We start from the raw sequence: 20,913 nt of genomic DNA, 5'->3' as shown, positions 1-20,913 counted from the left end.
GTTTAACGAAGGCTGAATTTACTGAACGTTTTCCGCATCACTAAATTGGCCTTGGAATAAGGCTGAAGATAAGTAACGTTCTGCAGCAGAAGGTAGGATCACTACAATGTTCTTACCTTCAAATTCAGGTAATGCTGCAATGCGGTTAGCAGCGACGACAGCGGCGCCAGAAGAAATACCGACTAAAATCCCTTCTTCTTTCATCAAGCGCTGTGCCATTTCAATCGACTCTTCGTTGGTTACTGCTTCTACGCGGTCAACAAGATTCAGATCTAAGTTACCAGGGATAAAGCCCGCACCAATGCCTTGAATCTTATGAGGCCCAGGTTGCACTGTTTGACCAGATAAAGTTTGTTGGATAACAGGTGAATCTACAGGCTCAACGGCAACAGATGTAATTGCTTTACCTTGAGTATTCTTAATGTAACGGCTAACACCTGTGATAGTGCCACCAGTACCAACACCTGCAACAACTACATCTACTTCACCATCGGTATCATTCCAAATTTCTGGACCCGTTGTCTTCTCATGGATCTCTGGATTAGCAGGGTTATTAAATTGCTGCAGTAGTACGTATTTTTCTGGGTTTGATTGTCTGATCTCCTCAGCTTTATCAATCGCGCCCTTCATGCCTTTAGCGCCTTCAGTTAATACAAGGTTTGCACCTAATGCTTTCAGCAGTTTTCTGCGCTCTAAGCTCATGGTGTTTGGCATAGTTAGAGTTAGTTTATACCCACGAGCGGCTGCAACATAAGCCAACGCAATACCTGTGTTTCCTGATGTTGGTTCAATAAGCTCTTGTGCTTGAGTTAGGGTGCCTTTTTTCTCGGCATCCCAGATCATATTTGCACCGATACGGCACTTAATGCTGAAACTTGGGTTACGTGCTTCCACTTTAGCAAGCACTCTACCATTACTTACACGGTTAAGACGGACAAGAGGGGTGTTACCAATTGTTTGTGAATTATCTTCAAAAATTTTGCTCATGGGTTGCTTGCTCCTTTAAATGCACAGCTAAATCATAATAGCCTTTGGCCACATTAGAAGTGATTGTTTGTTCTTCGTTATTCTTTTTGGTTATTAAAGCGTTTGCTGTTATTCGTAAACATCAGTGTGACCGAACCATTCTTAAGTTAACATAATGTAACTTATAGGTAATTCATTCTTTTAAAAGTCTAATTTTACCTAGCTAATTAACCCGAATTTACTGTTAATGGGAAGTAAATCATGAGTCAGCAAGCAATTTGTAAACATGACGACCCAAAGACGTGGGTAACTCCATTTGCTTTTGATGTTGCCCCCAATATTCTCTACATGCCACTCGCTAGCCCATTAAAGCGCGGCTTAGCAATGATTATTGATGGCTTGCTAGTTGCTGTATTAGCTGAAAACGCCGGCTGGATGTTTGTGTTTTTGGTTTTAGCGACATTGTTTATCCAAAAACAAAGCAAACAAGTTGGCCGAGTATTTAAATGGGCTCTGTATATCGTCATGTTGCTTGGTTTAGTGTCTGCTGTAATCGGTTATTACAATAATATCGATGAACAAGTTCAAGATGCTGGTTATCAATTACAAGATCAAGATAGCGACCAATTCCCGCTTATTACCAATAGTGGTAACAACCAGAGTATTGATACTCGTGTGGGGGATGAAGTTGAGAATAACTTTAACAGTGTGATAGACATTGTAGCCTATATGCCAGCAATTATTTCAGCAACTCAATGCAGAGATATGTCATGTGCTCAAAGTCGTATCGATGATCTGGATCAAGCGTTAACCGAATCAAGTTTTAGTCAAATAGAGCAACAAAGCATCGTTACTAATGTCGTGAACGATCTAGCTTTAACAACACTCGAAAAGCAGCAATTATTGCAAAAGTATACTAATGACATAGAAGCAAAAGCGCCAGAGTTACCACTAACGGAACCTAAGTTGAATGATAGTGATAATGCATCGACATCAACAAAAGGAACAAATACCGGCACTACAGAGCGGTCACTTGCGGCGCAGATTATTGAGTTAACAAAAGCTGAAAAACAGTTAGCACAACTGGAACAACAAAACGCCGAACTAGAACCAAAATTTACTGACGTAAATAATGCGGATTCTCAAAATGATAGTGATGTAGACGATCAAGCTAGCAGTGCGAGTCCGTTAGCTTGGATACAAGGGCTACTAAATGATCTTGGGTTGGGTTTTGGTTGGGCAGCGTTTTACTTTACGGTATTTACCGCGTGGTTTGACGGGCAAACACTCGGTAAGAAATTACTGGGGATCCGAGTCATTCAACTTGATGGTGTGAAAATTTCATTATGGGCTGCATTTGGACGCTATGGTGGATATGCGGCAGGGTTTACAACGGGGCTATTAGGTTTCTTACAGATCTATTGGGATGCCAATAGACAAGCTATACAAGATAAAATATCAGCCACTGTGGTGATCGATATTCGTAAAACAAAGCATCAAGCGGCGGTGGAGCATCAACAGTCGTCCGAAGAAAATGTTAATTTGCAACTTAATAACGCTGCAGATATTTGACATTAGTGATACCGTTTTTTATCAACACGGGGTAAGCTGGTGAATATAAACGTATATATAAATATACGATGGATAATATTTTCCGTTTCAATAAGAGTTTTTAACCGAAAATCAGCTACCAATGGGTTTAAATACCCCTACAGCAACTGAATCTATAACAAGAATAAAGCAGGGTTAAAAAGTTTGAGAGAGCGTTCGGAAAGAGGAGAGCAGCTTGCGAATTTTAGTGGTCGAAGATAGCCAAGTCGTGTCGCGGGTGATGCGTCACTTACTCATCCAAGAGTTAAATTGCGAAGTGGATGTTGCACCAGATATGCTCAGCGCAAAAGAGTTACTGGATCAGCATGAATATTTTGTTGCGATTACCGATTTAAATCTACCTGACGCTCAAGAGGGCGAAATCGTTAAATTTGTGCTGGCCAAGCAGATCCCTTGTATTGTGCTTACAGGGAGTTGGGATGCTGAGCAGCGTGCACGTTTACTGCAGCTAGGCATTGTCGATTACGTGTTTAAAGAGAATCGATTTAGCTATGAATATACCGCTAAGCTAGTTAAGCGTTTACGCCGCAATCAAAGTGTAAAAGTACTCGTCGCAGATGACTCAATGGTGAGCCGCAAGTTTATTCGTAGCTTATTGGAACAGCACTTGTTTCAAGTCATTGAGGCTGATGATGGGATCTCGGCATTAGAAACCTTAAGTGATAATCCAGACATTAAACTGCTTATTACTGATTACAATATGCCAAGGTTAGATGGCTTTGGACTTATTATTAAAGTGCGTGAGCAACTTAGCCGTGAAGAACTTGCCATTATTGGTCTATCTAGCGATAGCGATGAAAGTTTGTCTGCACGCTTTATTAAGAATGGCGCCAATGACTTTTTACAAAAGCCCTTTGTACATGAAGAGTTTCACTGTCGAGTATTAACCACATTAGATGCACTTGATATGGTAACGAGGTTATGGGAGCAGGCCAACCTTGACTACCTAACTAATGTATTTAATCGCCGCTATTTCTTTAATCTATATGAAGAAAAACTTAATGTATTTTCGCAGAAAAAGGGCGCATTATCTCTAGCTCTGCTTGATATTGATTTTTTCAAGAAAGTGAATGACACCTATGGCCATGATGTTGGCGATGAAGTACTGATTGAGTTTTCCAATCGTTTACAGCAATCTTTTGGGCAACATTTCACCGTCGCTCGGATCGGTGGAGAGGAGTTTGTTGTTGGGTTTAAAGGACTCAATGTTGAAAAATCCTACGCACTGTTGGATAGGTTTAGAATGCAACTGGAAGTCACGCCTATTGCCACGTCCAAAGGACCGTTGAACATTACTGTGAGTACTGGTGTAAGCGAGTTTAATTTCGATGAGAATGTCGATGAATTACTTAATCGTGCAGACATTGGCTTGTACGAGGCTAAAGCCAATGGGCGTAACGTGGTGTGTATTGCGCAAGTCTCGTAGTCGCAGGTAACCCATTAAAAAAGCAGCCTATTGGCTGCTTTTTTAATGGGTAATACATTGGCAATGCTCTGGTGGGTTTAGTTGATTAACTTACAAGGAGATTAAAGCAACCAAGCATAGCTGACCTTCATAAAATAAGTTTCTTCGGTTTTCATTAACGAGTCGATAGCGTCATCGGCCTTAAGTCCGTCAGAGTATCCTAGATAAAATACGCTCTGAGGATTTAATTTATAGCCGTATAACACTTCATTTCCTAACTGTTGATACTGCGCATTTGGTGTACTGTATTGGTAGAGGCTTGGATCTCTTTCAATATCAGTATAGACGCTAGAAACTCTGATAAAATTATGAATATCGATATACCAGCTTAACCGTAGATCACTTAAGTTTGCGGTAAATAAACGCCCCTCATCGACATCTAAAGTACGATACACATGCGACAGGTCCATCTCAATAGAGTCAGTCACTTTCCAATTAATTCCTGGGTTAAATTTTACTCGTGTTCCCAGTTGATCATTGGCAAAGTCAATGTCATCACCATAGTTAATGTCGACTTCTAAAAAGAGCGAACGTGTTGGTTTGATATTGCCATAGAACCAGCCCATGGTTTCGGTAAACATTTGCGTGTTGCCATCAATGTCGAGTGACGCACCATTATGGCGACGACCAACACGATCGCGATTTACCACACCAAAAGTGGCGTAGCTTTGCCATTGACCATCTAGCTGGATATTAGCTTCAGCTTCTTGCTCTAATTTCTCGCCCGCTTGGTTATGGCTAATATCCCAGTCACCACTGAGCCTTACTTTATTGAAAAAACCAGATTGTGGGTACCAAGTATACCCCCCCCCGGCGACAAACTTTTTAAAGTCGACTTTTTCAATAAAGCCGAGATCGGCTCTGAAATCATTGCCCACAGAAGTGTATTGTGCAAAAGCGTTCCAGCTACGAGTTTCACGTTGATATTTAAGTAAATACATATCATCGCTAAAACTGCCATTTTTTTGGGTTCTTAGTACGCGTTCATTAATGCCGCAATCATTTAAATCACAATCTGATTTTGGTAAACAATCGTCGCTATTACAAAATTCCTTGTAAAGCTCGCTTGGGTATAAGGTGTCTGAGACTACATATTGGGCAATAAAAGTATCATGGTCAGTTGGTTGGTATTTAGCGTCTAAGCTGCTGACATAGTTATGGTAATCGTCACTTTTTTTAGCCGTAACTAATGCGCCAATTGAAAGTGGTCTACCAAAATCATAGCGGTAGCGACCTGCAAAGTTATGACTTTTTTGGTCAATATTTGCCACATCAGAACTTAAGTTGCCTGGAACTAAGAAGTTAGTATTCGTATCGTCAGTCATTAAGGTGGCAAATGTGTGGTCTCCAAGCTTGCTAGTCAACTTTAAGCCATAGTCAGGAGATCCAATATTTCGAGTATGTAGTAGGTTTAACTGAGTATCAAAATAGTCCTTGTTATCTAGAAAGAAAGCGCGTTTTTCGGGATAAAAAAGCGCAAAGGTACTGTTGATATCCAGTTGCCCCGCATCAGCTTCTACTTGAGAGAAATCTGGGTTTAAGGTGGCACTAAGTAAAGTACTAGGGGTAATACCCCAGCGAACATCTAAACTCGGCTCTATATTATTGTCTTTGTCCCATTCGCTGTTTTCTTCGTGAGGCCGTTTAGCATTGCGGTTTAGCACTAATGACGGGGTGATTTGTAAGTCGTTGCCTTGTTCGATATTAGCAAGACCAGTGGCGACACCTAACTGACATAATGTACAGTTATTATCACGATCAATTTGATGACTAGATAATCTATGCTCCTCGTTTCGAGGATAAAAACGAATAAACTCAATGCCCCATGTTTGCAGATCTTTTGGGTCAAAATTTAGCAAGCGAAGTGGCAATTCTATTTCAACTTGATATCCGGAGTCAGTGCGTTTGGCGGCGCTGTACCAAATACCATCCCAAGCATCACTTTCACTACCAGTTAGTTCATTTTCAATCGAGTCCATCTGTACGCCATAAGCGTTGACAAAGAACTGATATGCAAGTCTTGCATCGTTAAATGTGTCGAGTTTAATGCCGACTAAGTCGTCGCCCCAAACGCTATCTCTATCGCTTAAATTTGCTCGTATGTATTCGGGGTTAGGATCGTTTGCGCTGTAGCTCAAAAATAAACTCGATTGAGTAGCGAAGATCTTGACTTGGGTTTGTACTGGAGCCGCGATATTTTCGCCTGGACTGGTCTCAAAGGCTAAAGATGCCGTTGCAGCTTGTTGCCATTGAGGCTCACTAAAATCGCCATCGATTTCGATATTTCCCTCGATGGTTGGTATTTGAATACTAAATTGTGAGGTTTCGCCAGCTAAAGCGTGAGAAGAGTAGGCGCTACAAAGAAAGGCTAAAGATAAAAAGCTAACTTTAATCATTTGTTATTCTTGTTGTTATAGTGTTGCGTGGATTGTGCCAGAAATGAGTTGCTGATAAGAGATGGTACGCTTCAGATATTGTTACAAAACTTGTCTAGAGTTCTCGTCCTAATAGCAATTAATACCAATCAGTCTAAAGGTTTGGTCGTTCAGCGAGAGTTTAGCGGCTATGAGACAAGGCAACTTCACAAGGGAGCAACCATTCTTTCAGTTATTCGCCTTGAATTAGTTTGCCAAAAAAAATTTTGAGTAGATCAACTCCTTATACTGACTGCTATAAATGGATAATCTTTAAATAAAAACCATGCCGAAGCATGGTTCTTATTTGTAAGATAGGGGACAAGGTCTACTCTGGTGCGATAGCGTCGTTTTTATAAGCGTCGCGATATTTATCGACCCACATTGCTGTGGCGCCACAAATAGCAACTGGCATGACCACAAAGTTAACAATTGGGATCATTGAAAAGAGTGTTACTGCTGCCCCAAAGCTAAAGCTGCTGCCCTTTGTTTGGTTTAATGCAAACTTCATATCAGCAAACGGCACTTTGTGGTTATCAAATGGGTAGTCACAATATTGAATTGCCATCATCCAAGCACTGAATAAGAACCATAAAACCGGCGCAATGGTTTGGCCAACAAAAGGCACTAAAAATAGTAGTAGAAAAACAATAGCGCGGGGTAGGTAGTATTTAAGCTTTATCCATTCTCGGCCTAAAATTCGTGGTAAGTCTTTGATTAAGTCTATACCGCCACCAGTGTTGAGCGGTTTACCAGTGAGTTGTTGCTCAACTTTTTCAGCTAGTAAGCCGTTAAACGGCGCCGCTAGCCAGTTCATCACCGAACTAAAAATAAATGACATTACCACCAAAAGCGTCAGCACTGCGAGAGGCCACAATATAAAGTTCAGCCAGCTTAAATACTCAGGTAATTGCCCTGAAAGCCAGGCAAAGACACTTTCTAATTGACCTATGGCGAAATAGATAAGACCGCCAAATAGCAGCAAGTTGATCGATAACGGAATAAAAACAAATCTTCTGAGACCGGGTTGCTTGATTAAACCAAAGCCGTCGAGAAAATAATTAACACCGCTTTTTTTTTGTACTTGATTGGTTTTATTCATAGAAATATTACGTTGTTAAGAATGCGCATTAGTACGATTGTGAGTCAGTCGCTATTTAATCACAAGTTAAAAGCGCTTAATCATCAATAAAAAACGTTACAAAATGCAGTCAGCTTTGGTAAAGTTAGCCCTGTAAAAACGCGATAGTTGCGTTGTAATGCTAGGGCTTGTGTTGCTTAATATGTTAATCGCCAATCGCTAGCTCTATCTATAAGCCCTCAACCTAAATCGCTAACTCCTAGCGAGGAAATGACTAAACGGCGCCATGAGACTCAAACAGATTAAACTTGCCGGATTCAAGTCATTTGTCGATCCAACAAAAATACCATTACTGAGTGCACTGACAGCGATTATTGGGCCAAACGGCTGTGGTAAATCGAATGTCATTGACGCTGTGCGATGGGTATTAGGCGAAAGCTCAGCCAAACATTTACGTGGCGATTCGATGGCGGATGTCATCTTTAATGGTTCAACGGCAAGGCGCCCGGTTTCAGTTGCCAGCGTTGAATTGTTATTTGATAACCAAGATGGTCGCTTAGCAGGGCAATATTCAAGCTATCAAGAGATTGCTGTTAAACGCCAGGTCAGCCGTGATGGCGACTCGAGCTATTTTCTTAATAATCAAAAATGCCGCCGTAAAGACATTACAGATCTCTTTATGGGGACGGGACTCGGACCGCGAAGTTACGCGATTATTGAGCAGGGCACAATTTCTCGTCTGATTGAATCTAAGCCACAAGAATTGAGAGTTTTTATTGAAGAAGCAGCAGGTATTTCACGCTATAAAGAGCGCCGCCGTGAAACCGAAAATAGGATTCGACACACTCGCGAAAACTTAGCGCGTTTAGGCGACATTCGTTCAGAGCTGACAAAACAACTCGATAAATTAGCAGAGCAAGCCGAGACTGCTAGACAATATCGAGAGCTTAAACAAGCTGAGCGTAAATGTGATGCAGAGCTTTCTGTATCGCGGTTTCATGAATTGACGTTGCAAACGGCAAAAATTGATGCAGAGTTAGCAAAGCTTGAATTGCAGCAAGCCAAACTTCAAGCAGAACAACAAACATTAGAGCTTGGCTTGACTGAGCAGACATTAAAGCTTAATGAGTTGGATAACCAAGAAGCGCAGCAAGTTGAAGCGTTTTATCTAACCAAAACTCACATTGCTAAGCTTGAGCAGTCGCTTAAGCATCGTCAACAACAAGATGAAAGCTTAAGTCAGCGTTTGCAAGAGTTAGCGGCACAATTAACCTCATATCGTGAGTTATTGGCAGCAGAACAAGTTAAACAAACTCAGTTATTAGCGCAGCAAGCTGAAGCGCAACCAGATGCTAGTTTATTGAGAGAACAACTTGCCAAGGCTGATAGTGAGCTTGCGCTTGCCAATGAACAACTTGAGCAGCTTAATGAGCAGTTAAGTGAGTTAAATGATGCCCATACTCAGGCCAATTTAAAGTTTGAGATGAATCGAAATCAACTGAGTCATAATGAATCAGATATCGCAAACAAGCATAAGTTAGTGGCGAGATTAGGTGAGCAAGTTCAAGTGACTTCGACAGAGCTTGAACAGTTAAAATCTCAAGATTTAACGCAACAAGTTAGCGCATTAAGCGGTGTTATTGAGCAAGAGCAAGAGATCCACGACGAGCTTAAGTTTCAATTAGAAGCTAAGCAGCAGCAAGAACAAACATTACTGCTGGAGCAAGATAATCTAAAAGTAAAACTTGCTGATGAGCAAGGGCGCTTATCGGTTGTAACGCAGCTTTTACCGAGCGAAAAATCCAGTGTTCAAGATGAATTATGGCAGGTGCTTGAGGTTTCGCCTGGCTGGGAAAATGCGGTTGATATATTGCTTTCAGGGCTATTAAACACACCTGTGTTATCCACTGATGGATCAGATAGAGAACCTTCAGTCCATGGTTTTTTAGCCGGCAATACGGATAATGGCGTTATTAAAGCACCGGTAAATCTCGCCCCTTGGTTGAATCATGTAACTTGGTTAACAACCATTGAAGAAGCACTTTTACAGCGAAGTGCACTTAATGCTGAACAGTTGATTGCAACCGCTGATGGTTACTTAGTGGGTATCGATTTTATTATCGAAAAAACTCAGGCTACCGGTTCGATTGTAGAGCTCAAGAGTGAGCAAATTGCACTGCAAGAGAGCGTAGCGCAGGACAAGCATGCATTGTCGCAATTAAGTGAGTCCTTAGCAGAATTAAAGCAAAGCCTCAGTCCGCTGATGGTGCAAATTCAGCACAAGGTACAGTTTATTCAATCTCAGCAAATTGAGCTGGCAAGCTTTAGTTCTCAATTGCGATCGCAGCAGCAATCAATTAATGAAACCACAACTCGATTAGTTAAAAGTCAGCAAGAGTTAGTGGAAGCCAAGCAAGAACTGCAACAATTGCAGTTAAGCATTGTAGAACGTAATAGTTTACAACAACAGTTAAATACTGAACTAGAGCAATCGTTAACAGCTAAAACGCAAGGCCAGCAGCAAAAGACGTTAGCATTTGAGCAAGTCGCACTGCTTAAACCACAACGCCAGCAACTCGATGCCAAAGTCAGTCAATTGTCAGTTAGTGAGCATCAATTACATACGCAATTAATGCTAGTTGAACAGCAAGTTAAACAACATCTTCAGCGTTTGACTGAACTTAAACAAAGTGAAACTCAACTGCTGTTGCAATTAGACGCGAAAGACAATGAAACCCAAGAAGGCGACGTTCAACCCTTGCAAGTGCAATTAGAGCAAGCACTGCATGCACAGCAAATCCAGCAAGATGCCTTAACAGTGTTAAGACAGCAGCAAGCTGAACTTCAGGAACTGTGCGATAGTGCAGGAACGAATAAAAAACAACAGCTTGCGAAGTTAGAAGACTTGACTCAATCTACAAGCACGTTAAAGTTACGTCGTGAAGGTTTAAAAGGTCAAATTGACAGTCAACAACGGTTGCTAAATGAACAAAGTGTTGATGTTGAACAAATATTATCAACGTTAGATGATAACAAGAGCACCTTATGGCGCCAAAAAGAGCTTGAACGATTGCGCACAAAGGTTGCTGAGTTGGGCGCTATTAACTTGGCGGCTATTGAAGAATTTGATCAACAAAATCAGCGTAAGCTTTATTTAGACAGTCAAGATGATGACTTAAATGCGGCGCTAAACAGTTTAGAAGAAGCAATTCGCAAAATTGATAAAGAAACCAAGAGTCGCTTTAAAGAGACTTTTGACAAAGTGAACGCTGATTTAGGCTTACTTTTTCCTAAGGTCTTTGGCGGTGGTAGTGCTTATTTAGCCTTAACCGATGATGACTTGTTAGAAACGGGAGTAACCATTATGGCGAGGCCGCCAGGTAAGAAGAATAGTACAATTCACTTACTTTCTGGTGGAGAAAAAGCGTTAACCGCTTTATCATTAGTTTTTGCGATTTTTAGACTAAATCCTGCACCTTTTTGTATGCTAGATGAAGTTGATGCACCTCTGGATGACGCGAATGTCGAACGTTTTTGTCGTTTGGTAAAAGAGATGTCCCAAAGCGTGCAATTTATATATATTAGTCACAACAAGATCACCATGGAATTGGCAGATCAACTTATCGGTGTGACTATGCATGAGCCCGGTGTTTCGCGCATTGTGGCTGTTGACATAGATGAAGCGGTGGCATTAGCTGACGCCGGATAAACATAAGAAATACAGGGTAACCAATGGAAAATTTTCAGCTGGTATTGCTTTTATTAGGTGTAATAGCAATTATTGCCGTACTTGTGCATGGTTTTTGGTCCATTCGGAAGCAACAACCTAAGGGCTACAAACAGAGCCCTATGGCGGATATAAGCCGCGAACGTCGTGATGCTGATGGCTTTGATAATGATGGTATCGGTGAGGTAAGGGTGGTTAAGACCGAGCCGACTGATGACACAAGTAAGTTGGATACAGAACCAAGCAAAGAGCAAGAGTCAGTAGAAGAGGTTTTTGAACTTAGCCCATCGCCTGCCGCTAAAATCAATAAAGCCAGAGTTGAGCCATCTTTATCAACTGAAAGTGCTATTCTGGCAACTGAAGCGCCAGTACAGGAATCTTTATTTGGCACTGAAGAGCCAAGAGTTGAACCGTCAAATACAAGCCATAGCGTGCAAACAGCAGCGGCTCAAGAAGTGACTGCCGACGCCGCCCCTGCTCCTGTTAAAGCGGAAGAAGTTGAAGAGTTAGCCGACCCTGTTGATGTATTAGTGCTACATGTTGTTGCTCATGAAGGCGAAGAGCTAAACGGTGCTGAATTATTACCTTGTTTGTTAACGCTTAACTTTAAGTTTGGTGAGATGAACATCTTCCACCGCCATGAAGATAATGCTGGTACTGGAAAAGTTCTTTTCTCGATGGCGAATATGGTAAAACCAGGTGTCTTTGATCCAGATAATATGGAGCAATTTACCACTCAAGGTGTGGTGCTATTTATGACTTTACCTTGTCACGGTGATGCATTGATGAACTTTGCTACCATGCTCAATTCTGCGCATCAGATAGCTGATGACCTAGGCGGCGTGGTACTTGATGGTGGCCGTGATGAATGGTTAGAAAGTACCAAGCAGAATTATATTCAGCGGATCAGGGCCCAGGTTAACAGCTAGACGTTGCTTAATCTCAGTTAATATTCAAAACCTAAGTTAGGTTTTGCAAAGTAAAACATTTGAAAGGCCGCAGCAGCGGCCTTTGTTATTATTTGGACATTATGATGCAAGCTATTGAAAACGAAATTGCTCAGCTTACCGCTGAACTTAATCAACATAACTATCGTTATTATGTTGATGACAGCCCATCAATTCCCGATGCCGAGTACGATCGCTTATTGCACAAACTGAAAGCGCTTGAAACCGAACATCCTCAACTTTGCCTTGCAGACTCGCCAACCCAAAGGGTTGGTGGTCAGGCCCTTGCTAAGTTTGAACAAATTCAGCATTTAAAACCTATGCTGAGCTTAGATAATGTCTTTGATGAGGTGGAGTTCACGGCATTTAATCAACGCATTGTTGATAGGACCGGCAAAGACTTAAGCTATTGTTGTGAACCAAAGCTTGATGGCTTAGCGGTCAGTATTGTATACCGTGACGGTGTATTTGAGCGTGCAGCAACTCGTGGAGATGGTCAAACGGGTGAAGATATCAGCGAAAATGTTCGTACAATTAAATCGATTCCTTTGAAACTGCGCGGTGACAACTTACCTGAATTAGTTGAGGTGCGCGGTGAGGTGATTATGCCTCATAAAGCGTTCGATGCGTTAAATGAGCGCGCTAGAGCTAAAGGTGAAAAGCTATTTGTTAATCCACGTAACGCTGCGGCGGGAAGTTTGCGTCAGTTAGACAGTAAAATTACTGCAAGTCGCGCTTTAGGTTTTTATGCGTATGCATTAGGTGTTGTAGAGCCCGATAGCTGGGCGCTTGCTGATAGTCATTATGGTCAGTTAGAGCAACTGCGTTCTTGGGGCGTTCCAGTCAGTCAAGAAGTCAAAGTGTGCAATTCTGTGACAGAAGTGATGGCTTATTACAATGATATTCAACAGCGCCGTAGTGATTTGGCATTTGAAATCGACGGTGTGGTAATTAAAGTTAACCAAATCGCCCATCAACTTGCGCTAGGTTTTGTGGCTAAAGCGCCGCGTTGGGCAACGGCATTTAAGTTTCCAGCGCAAGAAGAGATGACGCTGCTTGAAGGTGTTGACTTCCAAGTGGGTCGTACCGGTGCCGTTACGCCCGTTGCGCGTTTAAAGCCTGTTTTTGTAGGTGGTGTAACCGTATCTAATGCGACGCTACACAATGCCGACGAAGTGGCTCGTCTTGGAGTGAAAATTGGCGATACGATTATTATTCGCCGTGCAGGCGACGTGATCCCACAAATCGTCGCTGTTGTCGCAGAGAAACGCCCTGAAGATGCTAAAGACATTGTTTTTCCTGCACAGTGTCCAGTGTGTGATAGCGAAGTAGAGCGTGTTGAAGGCGAAGCTGTTGCGCGCTGTACAGGTGGACTATTTTGCGAAGCTCAACGTAAAGAAGCCATTAAACACTTTGCTTCACGTAAAGCTTTAGATATCGATGGTATGGGCGATAAAGTGGTTGAACAGCTTATTGATAAAGAGCTTGTTGAAAGCCCTGCCGATCTCTTTAAATTGACAGCTTCTGCTATGACCATGTTAGAGCGAATGGGCATGAAATCAGCAACTAAACTTGTTGCAGCTATTGATGTGGCAAAACAAACGACCTTTGCACGTTTTTTATATGCGCTAGGTATTCGTGAAGTTGGCGAGGCAACGGCTGCTAACCTTGCAGCTTACTTTAAGACCCTAGATGCACTTAAGTCAGCAGACGCTGAAACGTTCATTAAAGTAGATGATGTTGGCACGATTGTCGCTGCGCATTTAGCGCACTTTTTCGCTCAGGCGCACAATCTTGAAGTGATTGATAAGCTCATAGAAGCTGGCGTTCATTGGCCAGTGATTGAAGACGTCGCCGAAGAAGACTTGTCGCTAAAAGGCCAAACTTGGGTATTAACTGGGACATTGACTCAGTTAAACCGTAATGATGCTAAAGCTCAACTACAAGCTTTAGGCGCTAAAGTAGCAGGCAGCGTATCTAAAAATACAGACTGTTTAGTTGCTGGAGCTGCTGCAGGATCAAAGCTTGCTAAAGCGCAAGAGCTCGGGGTTAAAGTCATTGATGAAGAAGCGTTAATTGCCATCTTAGCTTAATTATTTTTGTAAAATTGGAAAAGCTCCCTTGTTGTTTCACTTAGGAGCTTTTTACTGCCTTTATTTACTATCCTTTTCAAATCATCCTTGAAAATCATTTAATTGCCTCCACATCTATTGCAAGCCGTATTCAAGCTATTCAATTAAATTGATTAGCTTGAATCTCATTTTTGTAGGGAAACTGTGTGAATTTTAGCAATATCACTTGGCTCGATGATAAAGGGCATGTAAAGCCACCTCTAATGCTGTATCTGCTACTCGTGTTTATCGCTCGAGGCTGGTGTGTATTTATTGCCTCATTGACCCAAGCCACTGATAGAGCTGGTTTGGTGACTTTATTCTATCCTCATAAAAGTGACTTTTTAATGGCCTTGGCAGCTGGCGCTGGAGCATTAGTTATTTACGCCACGGTAATCGCAGAGAGGAAGCGTAAACCTGCATGGGTTAGGCCTATTTTCCCTTACATGAAATGGTTGTTAGTACTGCTGCTAATACTTGATGGTGGTCTGCTAGTCCAGCGTGTATTGCACTCTTACTATGTATATAGCTGGAGTATGGGCTTAGATGCATTATTTCTTTTTTGGAGCAGTTTGTATCTTTATAAGTCGAAGCATTTGACTTTGTACTTTAACGATTGGAAAGAAAAAGAATAAAAAAAGACGCTGCAAGCAGCGTCAACAGGATCCTTTATCCAGAGAGTCACTCTGGATATCGTTACCAAAGAATTACATTAAAACCTCTACTGCTAACCTATGTTCCAACTTGGATTATGGGTTAAACGCGTAAAAGGACAATTGACAGTATTGCTTCTTAAATATCATCATTCGGGGCGACCGATACCAAGAAACAGCTTGAGTATAGCTCTGTGGGATATTGTATGCAATATTCAGTCTTGGGTGTTTAGCAATAATTTGGCTATAATTTATTCCTAATTGTTAGTTCAAAGCTTATCTTCCTGTAATAGTTAACAAATCCCTATTTCCATGTGTCAATTCTTCTTAATTTGTCATAAAGTTGGCATTCGAGCGCTGCTATTAAGTTCAGCCCCTTTAATAGAACCTTAGTTATTTAGCGCTTTATGCTGTATGGACAACTTTATCTAGCCTTAAGAACTTCAAAGTTGCAGGTTAGCCTAGTGCATGTAGACGAATCAAATTTGTGAGTCAAAGTAAAAAATCGGTCGATAGACCGACGTTGGAGCAACTTATATGTCAAAAACTGCCGAGGTGAAAATTCCCTTGTCAGCGTTGAAAGTGGGAATGGTTGTCAAATTGCCACTTTCATGGACGAACCATCCGTTTCTATTTAATCGTATTGAAATAGAAAAAAATGCTCACATTGAGTTAATAAAGACACTCAATGTGACTTTTGTATACCTTATTTCCGGTGAAGAGTTGCTACCTGAGCAAACGATTGTCGAAAAAACTATTATTGCTCCTACAGTTGAAGAGCTGGCGAAGGAGACTAAAAATTTAGTTAGAAGGTCGATTCGGCTTGGTCAACAAAGGTTTACTAAAGGGGCGAATGATTGTCGTAGCTCTTTCTCTAAGTTAGGTTCTGATCCCCAAGGTGCATATCGTAGTGCAGCGACATTAGTGGAAGAGCTAATGGATCATCTTAAGGAAACAGAAACCCCATATTTGTCTTTTGTTAATGCAGGGCAAGATATTTCGGTTAATCAGCATGGGTTATCCGTTGCAGTTATCGCGATGATGATTGGCCAGGCTTTAGGACTAGAACATACTCAGCTTCGTGATATTGCTATGGGCGCTTTGTTTCATGATATTGGTAAGCAAAAAGTGCCGGATATCATTCGGCGTAAGAAAACACACTTGTCAGATCATGAAGTTAATTTTTTGAATATGCATCCGAAATTCGGTTATGACATGCTTGATAAGGCAGGCTTGTTTCCTGCAAAAGTTTTAGACATCTTATTACATCATCATGAATGGATTGATGGTAGTGGATACCCTCATGGCTTAAAGGGAAAACAGATTACTATAGAGACCCAAGTCGTGAGTTTAGCAAATGATTTTGAGCGTTTATTGAGGGGCGGTGAGGCGCGATCTCCACAGGTGGCATTAGGCTACCTATTTAAGAATCGTGTCGATAAGCATGATCCCGCGATGATTGCTACTTTGGTTAAAGTTCTTGGGATCTATCCGCCGGGAACATTAGTTAGCTTATCCAGTGGTGATGTGGCTAAAGTGATGGTGACAACCTCTGCGGTAAAGAAACCTATTGTTTTGAGCTGCAATGATGACGGGTTAGAGCCGGAACTTAGGTTTCTACAGGACGAAAGCGTAGAAATCGTGAGTGTAATAAAAGTTGAGCAATTATCTGCTGCCGCTATCAAGGCACTTGATGCAAAATCTCCAGTTAGTTTTTACTTCAGTACGTTATAAACTACCTCTATATAGGATGCTAAGGCTCGGCTGAATACTATTTGGCTGGTCATTGCGTTCTCTTCCTCAATTTACGGACTTAAAGAGAAATACTTATGATTGAATCTGTGGCCATTGTCGGGTGTGGTTGGTTTGGTTTACCGTTAGCTCAATCACTTGCAGAGCAAAATATAGCTGTTTTTGGAAGTAAACGCTTAGTCGGTGATGCCGCTTTACTCTCCGAAAACAACATCATAGGTTTTAAACTCGATTTAGATAATGAGCAACATCTAGTAGATGATAGAGAATCGTTAACAAAGATACTTGATGTTGACTGTCTCGTAGTTAATATTCCACCAGGACTGAGAAAAGAGCCGCAAGCGTACTTACAACGATTAAGTAAGCTACTAGAGCTTATTGCCTGTCATACCTATAAGAAATTGATATTTGTGAGTACAACCGGTGTGTATCCAGCAATAGATGCAGAGTTAACCGAGCAAGATGCTAAATCGCATTCGCTGATCAGTGAAAAGTTATTACAAGCGGAGCAGATGTTTGCCAGTAAACCAAACAGCTGTATTGTACGTTTTGCTGGCCTAGTAGGTCCTAAGAGGCATCCAGGACGCTTTTTGGCCGGTAAAACAGGGCTAAGCGGCGCCAATAGTGCGGTCAATCTTGTACACTTAAATGACTGCATTGCTGCGGTAACAAGTCTCATCTTTAAGAAAACACCGAGCGCTATTTATAATGTGTGTGCGCCAATACACCCTAAAAGGCGGGATTTTTATTACGCAGCAGCGTTAGATTTAGGTCTCGTTCCACCGCAGTTCAATCTAGAGCAAGAGATAACAGACTGTTCTGGCTCGGCAGTTGGAAAATTGATTAATAGCGATAGATTAATGAATGAACTTAATTTTGAGTTTCAATTTGATGATCCAGTCGCTATGCTGGCTGCATGTTAATTCTACGCACATTTATTGATTCAAGCTCAGCGGCTAATACTTAATCTTATTGGCAAGCATAATTGTTATCGTTAAATAAAAGCTAAACATATAAATAGGGACGAATATGAACAAACTTATCCATTTAGTCAGCCGCATTTTTATTGTTTTTGCAATGTTGTGGTTGCCACTACAAAGTGCACAAGCGGCGGATTATCAAGAGGGCGTTGATTACGTCAAAATTGGCGGGATCCCGGAAAGTACAAAACCTGTTGTCCGTGAGTTTTTTTCTTATAACTGCGGTCATTGTTATCGCCAAGATCCTTTCTTTGAGCAAACGGCACACTTGCTAGGTGATGATGTTCAGTTTGTTAGAACCCCTGTTGGTGCAGGTCGTACTAGTTGGATTTTAAGTCAAGAAGCTTATTACTTAGCACAAAAATTTAGTGTTACTAAGCAGGTTCACGGCAACATATTCACGCGTATTCATGAGAAAGAGGGCGCTTTTACTCGACCAGACCAGCTAAAAGCATTTTTTGTCGGCCAAGGGCTAAATGCCAAAGATGTAGAAGCTGCAATGAACTCGACTGATGCAAAGCTAGCCATCATGAATTACGACACTCAAGCGCAGTTAGCTGAAATCCGTGGTGTACCGTCTATTGTGGTAAATGGGCAATACTTAATTAAAAACCCAGGTAAAACACCTGAAGATTTGGTTAAACTGGTTAAATACTTAAACACCTTAGAAAACTAACCTAGTGTTTAAGTAAATAAAGCCCACGCTAAGTGGGCTTTTTTGTGTCTCGCTTACTGCCACTGGCTAAGGTCTATTGATTTACTCTGTAGATTATTTGTGGGTGAACGTCGTTTAATTCTCTGCTTGTTTCTGGCGGATTTTGTGTTCTGAGATTTTTATCTACTCGCTGTTTTTCGAGCTCGTTGTCATCTTTATTTCTATTCATATGCTAATAGGCAAGGGCTAATAAACCACCGAACTCGTTATTTGTGTGAGGGTTTGATTACTACCTTGGTCTAAGGTTTTGTTTGAATCATTCGAATATTGACGCCAGCGTAAACCTTTAACTTATTGTTATTATTGCCTTTAGTTCTCTTGGCTCATTAAGTTGCCGTTGGCGTTAGACTAAGGTCGCGATTGTTGTTACCTCTGTGCTTGTTAGATTAAGCCATGACTTAATATAAAAATCAGCACATGGGAGTCACTATGAGTTTTGAAAGCAATGAACAAGCAGAGGGATATTGGCGTGAGAATCTACGCCTAGTACTTAAATTATTAGCGGTATGGGCAGCGGTATCTTTTGGCTGCAGTATTTTATTAGTTGATGTACTCAATGAAATCCATTTTATGGGATTCAAACTCGGATTTTGGATGGCTCAGCAGGGTTCAATTTATGTGTTTGTCGCATTGATTTTTGTCTATGTTGCTAAAGCAAATGCATTAGACAAAAAATATGGCGTACATGAAGACTAAGTTAACCTGAATAAATAAGGAATCATGAGATGGATGTACAAACACTAACTTACCTCATTGTTGGGTTAACTTTTGCCCTTTATATTGGTATTGCGATCTGGTCTAGAGCCGGTTCGACTAAAGAATTTTATGTTGCTGGTGGCGGTGTACACCCAGTAATGAATGGTATGGCAACTGCCGCTGACTGGATGTCTGCGGCGTCATTTATTTCACTTGCAGGTATCGTCTCATTCGTCGGTTACGATGGTTCGGTCTACCTTATGGGATGGACTGGCGGTTACGTACTTTTGGCTCTTTGTATGGCACCTTACCTACGTAAGTTTGGTAAGTTTACAGTACCAGATTTTATCGGTGACCGTTACTACTCTCAGGCTGCACGTACAGTTGCTGTTTTCTGCGCCATTTTTATCTGCTTTACCTATATTGCGGGTCAAATGCGTGGTGTTGGTGTGGTGTTCTCTCGTTTCCTTGAAGTTGAAGTGGAAACGGGTGTTTACATTGGTATGGGCGTCGTGTTCTTCTATGCTGTTCTAGGAGGCATGAAAGGCATTACCTATACGCAAGTTGCGCAATACTGTGTACTTATTTTTGCTTTCATGGTTCCAGCTATTTTTATCTCAGTGATGATGACGGGCCATATTTTGCCACAAATCGGTTTTGGTGCTGAACTCGTTGATGCTGCGGGTAACGGAACGGGCGAGTTCTTGTTAGATAAACTCGATGGCTTGTCAAAAGAACTTGGCTTTGCTCAGTATACCGAAGGCTCTAAAAGTACGATTGATATGTTCTTTATTACCGGTGCATTGATGTTTGGTACCGCTGGTTTACCACATGTTATCGTGCGTTTCTTCACTGTTCCTAAAGTAAAAGATGCACGAGTGTCAGCAGGTTGGACATTGGTGTTTATCGCTATCATGTTTACAACTATTCCTGCATTGGCAGCCTTCTCTCGAGTCAATATGATTGAAACAATCAATGGCCCAGAATCGAAAGGTGTCGCTTATGAAACGGCTCCAGAGTGGATTAAGAACTGGGAGAAAACAGGCCTAATTAAGTGGGATGATAAGAACCAAGACGGCAAGATTTATTACGCTAATGGTCCTGAAAGCGAGATGAAGATTGACCGAGACATTATTGTTCTAGCAACACCAGAGATTGCTAATTTACCAGCATGGGTAATTGCTCTAGTTGCAGCAGGCGGTCTCGCTGCGGCACTGTCTACTTCAGCTGGTTTGTTATTAGTCATTTCTACCTCGGTGTCTCATGACTTATTGAAGAAAAACTTTATGCCTGATATTTCTGATAAGAAGGAGCTGATGTTTGCACGTATTGCCGCTGCGGCAGGCATTGTGATGGCGGGTTACTTTGGTATTAATCCTCCTGGGTTTGTGGCCGCGGTCGTTGCGATTGCATTTGGTTTGGCGGCATCTTCGCTATTCCCTGCAATTATTATGGGGATCTTCTCTAAAACAATGAATAAAGAAGGCGCAATTTCTGGCATGGTAATAGGTCTGCTATTTACAGCCTCTTACATTGTATACTTCAAATTTGTTAACCCAACGGCAAACGTAGCTGATAACTGGTTATTTGGGGTCTCTCCCGAAGGTATTGGTTTATTCGGAATGATGATTAACTTCGCAGTTGCATTTGGCGTTAGTCGAGTAACCAAAGCAGTGCCGCAAGATGTTGTTGAAATGGTTGAGTCTATCCGCTTCCCGAAAGGTTCTGGTGCAGCACATGATCACTAAAATGTTATAGAAAAGTGGGTGTGATTTAAAAGAGCGCTTCGGCGCTC

Annotated in this window: 14 protein-coding genes; 11 read left to right on the top strand and 3 right to left on the bottom strand. The window is 41.6% G+C overall.

From position 1 onward, the window contains the following. Positions 1-18: 18 nt before the first annotated feature. Complete coding sequence (cysK, locus tag L2747_RS16650; RefSeq protein WP_249000132.1) at positions 19-987, bottom strand: cysteine synthase A; 969 nt, start codon at positions 985-987, stop codon at positions 19-21. A gap of 240 nt (positions 988-1,227) precedes the next feature. On the opposite strand from cysK, the gene L2747_RS16645 reads away from it, so the two are divergent. Both L2747_RS16645 and L2747_RS16640 read left to right on the top strand, forming a co-directional pair. Further along, complete coding sequence (locus L2747_RS16645) at positions 1,228-2,538, top strand: RDD family protein (RefSeq protein WP_249000131.1); 1,311 nt, start codon at positions 1,228-1,230, stop codon at positions 2,536-2,538. A 214-nt stretch (positions 2,539-2,752) separates the two neighbouring features. Further along, positions 2,753-4,003 carry a response regulator gene (locus L2747_RS16640; RefSeq protein ID WP_249000130.1) on the top strand — a complete coding sequence of 417 codons (1,251 nt, stop codon included), beginning with the start codon at positions 2,753-2,755 and terminating at the stop codon, positions 4,001-4,003. A 101-nt stretch (positions 4,004-4,104) separates the two neighbouring features. Here the strand turns inward: L2747_RS16640 and L2747_RS16635 are convergent, their stop codons facing one another. Both L2747_RS16635 and cysZ read right to left on the bottom strand, forming a co-directional pair. After that, positions 4,105-6,438, bottom strand: a complete 2,334-nt coding sequence (locus tag L2747_RS16635) for a carbohydrate binding family 9 domain-containing protein (protein WP_249000129.1) — start codon at positions 6,436-6,438, stop codon at positions 4,105-4,107. Between the two features lie 346 nt (positions 6,439-6,784). Beyond that, a complete protein-coding gene (cysZ, locus tag L2747_RS16630; protein ID WP_249000128.1) occupies positions 6,785-7,558 on the bottom strand; it encodes a sulfate transporter CysZ in 774 nt (257 codons plus the stop codon). Between the two features lie 265 nt (positions 7,559-7,823). Between cysZ and L2747_RS16625 the strand changes: the two genes are divergently transcribed. The 9 genes from L2747_RS16625 to L2747_RS16585 all read left to right on the top strand — a co-directional run bounded on the left by L2747_RS16625 (position 7,824) and on the right by L2747_RS16585 (position 20,866). Next, complete coding sequence (locus L2747_RS16625; RefSeq protein WP_249000127.1) at positions 7,824-11,246, top strand: chromosome segregation protein SMC; 3,423 nt, start codon at positions 7,824-7,826, stop codon at positions 11,244-11,246. 23 nt (positions 11,247-11,269) lie between these two features. Further along, a complete protein-coding gene (gene zipA / locus L2747_RS16620) occupies positions 11,270-12,193 on the top strand; it encodes a cell division protein ZipA (protein ID WP_249000126.1) in 924 nt (307 codons plus the stop codon). 104 nt (positions 12,194-12,297) lie between these two features. Then, complete coding sequence (gene ligA, locus L2747_RS16615) at positions 12,298-14,304, top strand: NAD-dependent DNA ligase LigA (protein ID WP_249000125.1); 2,007 nt, start codon at positions 12,298-12,300, stop codon at positions 14,302-14,304. A 185-nt stretch (positions 14,305-14,489) separates the two neighbouring features. Continuing rightward, positions 14,490-14,957 (top strand): DUF2919 domain-containing protein, encoded by a 468-nt coding sequence (locus tag L2747_RS16610; RefSeq protein WP_249000124.1) that lies wholly within the window; start codon positions 14,490-14,492, stop codon positions 14,955-14,957. Positions 14,958-15,512: 555 nt separating this feature from the next. After that, on the top strand, positions 15,513-16,709 hold the full coding sequence (locus L2747_RS16605; protein WP_249000123.1) for an HD-GYP domain-containing protein: 1,197 nt from the start codon (positions 15,513-15,515) through the stop codon (positions 16,707-16,709). A 95-nt stretch (positions 16,710-16,804) separates the two neighbouring features. Then, positions 16,805-17,650, top strand: a complete 846-nt coding sequence (locus L2747_RS16600) for an SDR family oxidoreductase (protein WP_249000122.1) — start codon at positions 16,805-16,807, stop codon at positions 17,648-17,650. Between the two features lie 106 nt (positions 17,651-17,756). Continuing rightward, entirely contained in the window at positions 17,757-18,383 is a 627-nt protein-coding gene (locus L2747_RS16595; RefSeq protein ID WP_371987245.1) for a thiol:disulfide interchange protein DsbA/DsbL, read from the top strand. Between the two features lie 468 nt (positions 18,384-18,851). Then, positions 18,852-19,118: a DUF4212 domain-containing protein gene (locus L2747_RS16590; RefSeq protein ID WP_248469162.1), complete on the top strand. Its 267-nt coding sequence runs from the start codon at positions 18,852-18,854 to the stop codon at positions 19,116-19,118. Positions 19,119-19,147: 29 nt separating this feature from the next. Continuing rightward, entirely contained in the window at positions 19,148-20,866 is a 1,719-nt protein-coding gene (locus L2747_RS16585) for a sodium:solute symporter family protein (RefSeq protein ID WP_249000121.1), read from the top strand. Positions 20,867-20,913 lie beyond the last annotated feature (47 nt).

The sequence above is a fragment of the Shewanella marinintestina genome (genome assembly GCF_023283845.1).
Classification (GTDB): domain Bacteria; phylum Pseudomonadota; class Gammaproteobacteria; order Enterobacterales; family Shewanellaceae; genus Shewanella; species Shewanella marinintestina.
Note: the sequence above shows the minus strand (reverse complement) of the source record. Positions and strands in the feature narration are given on the sequence as shown.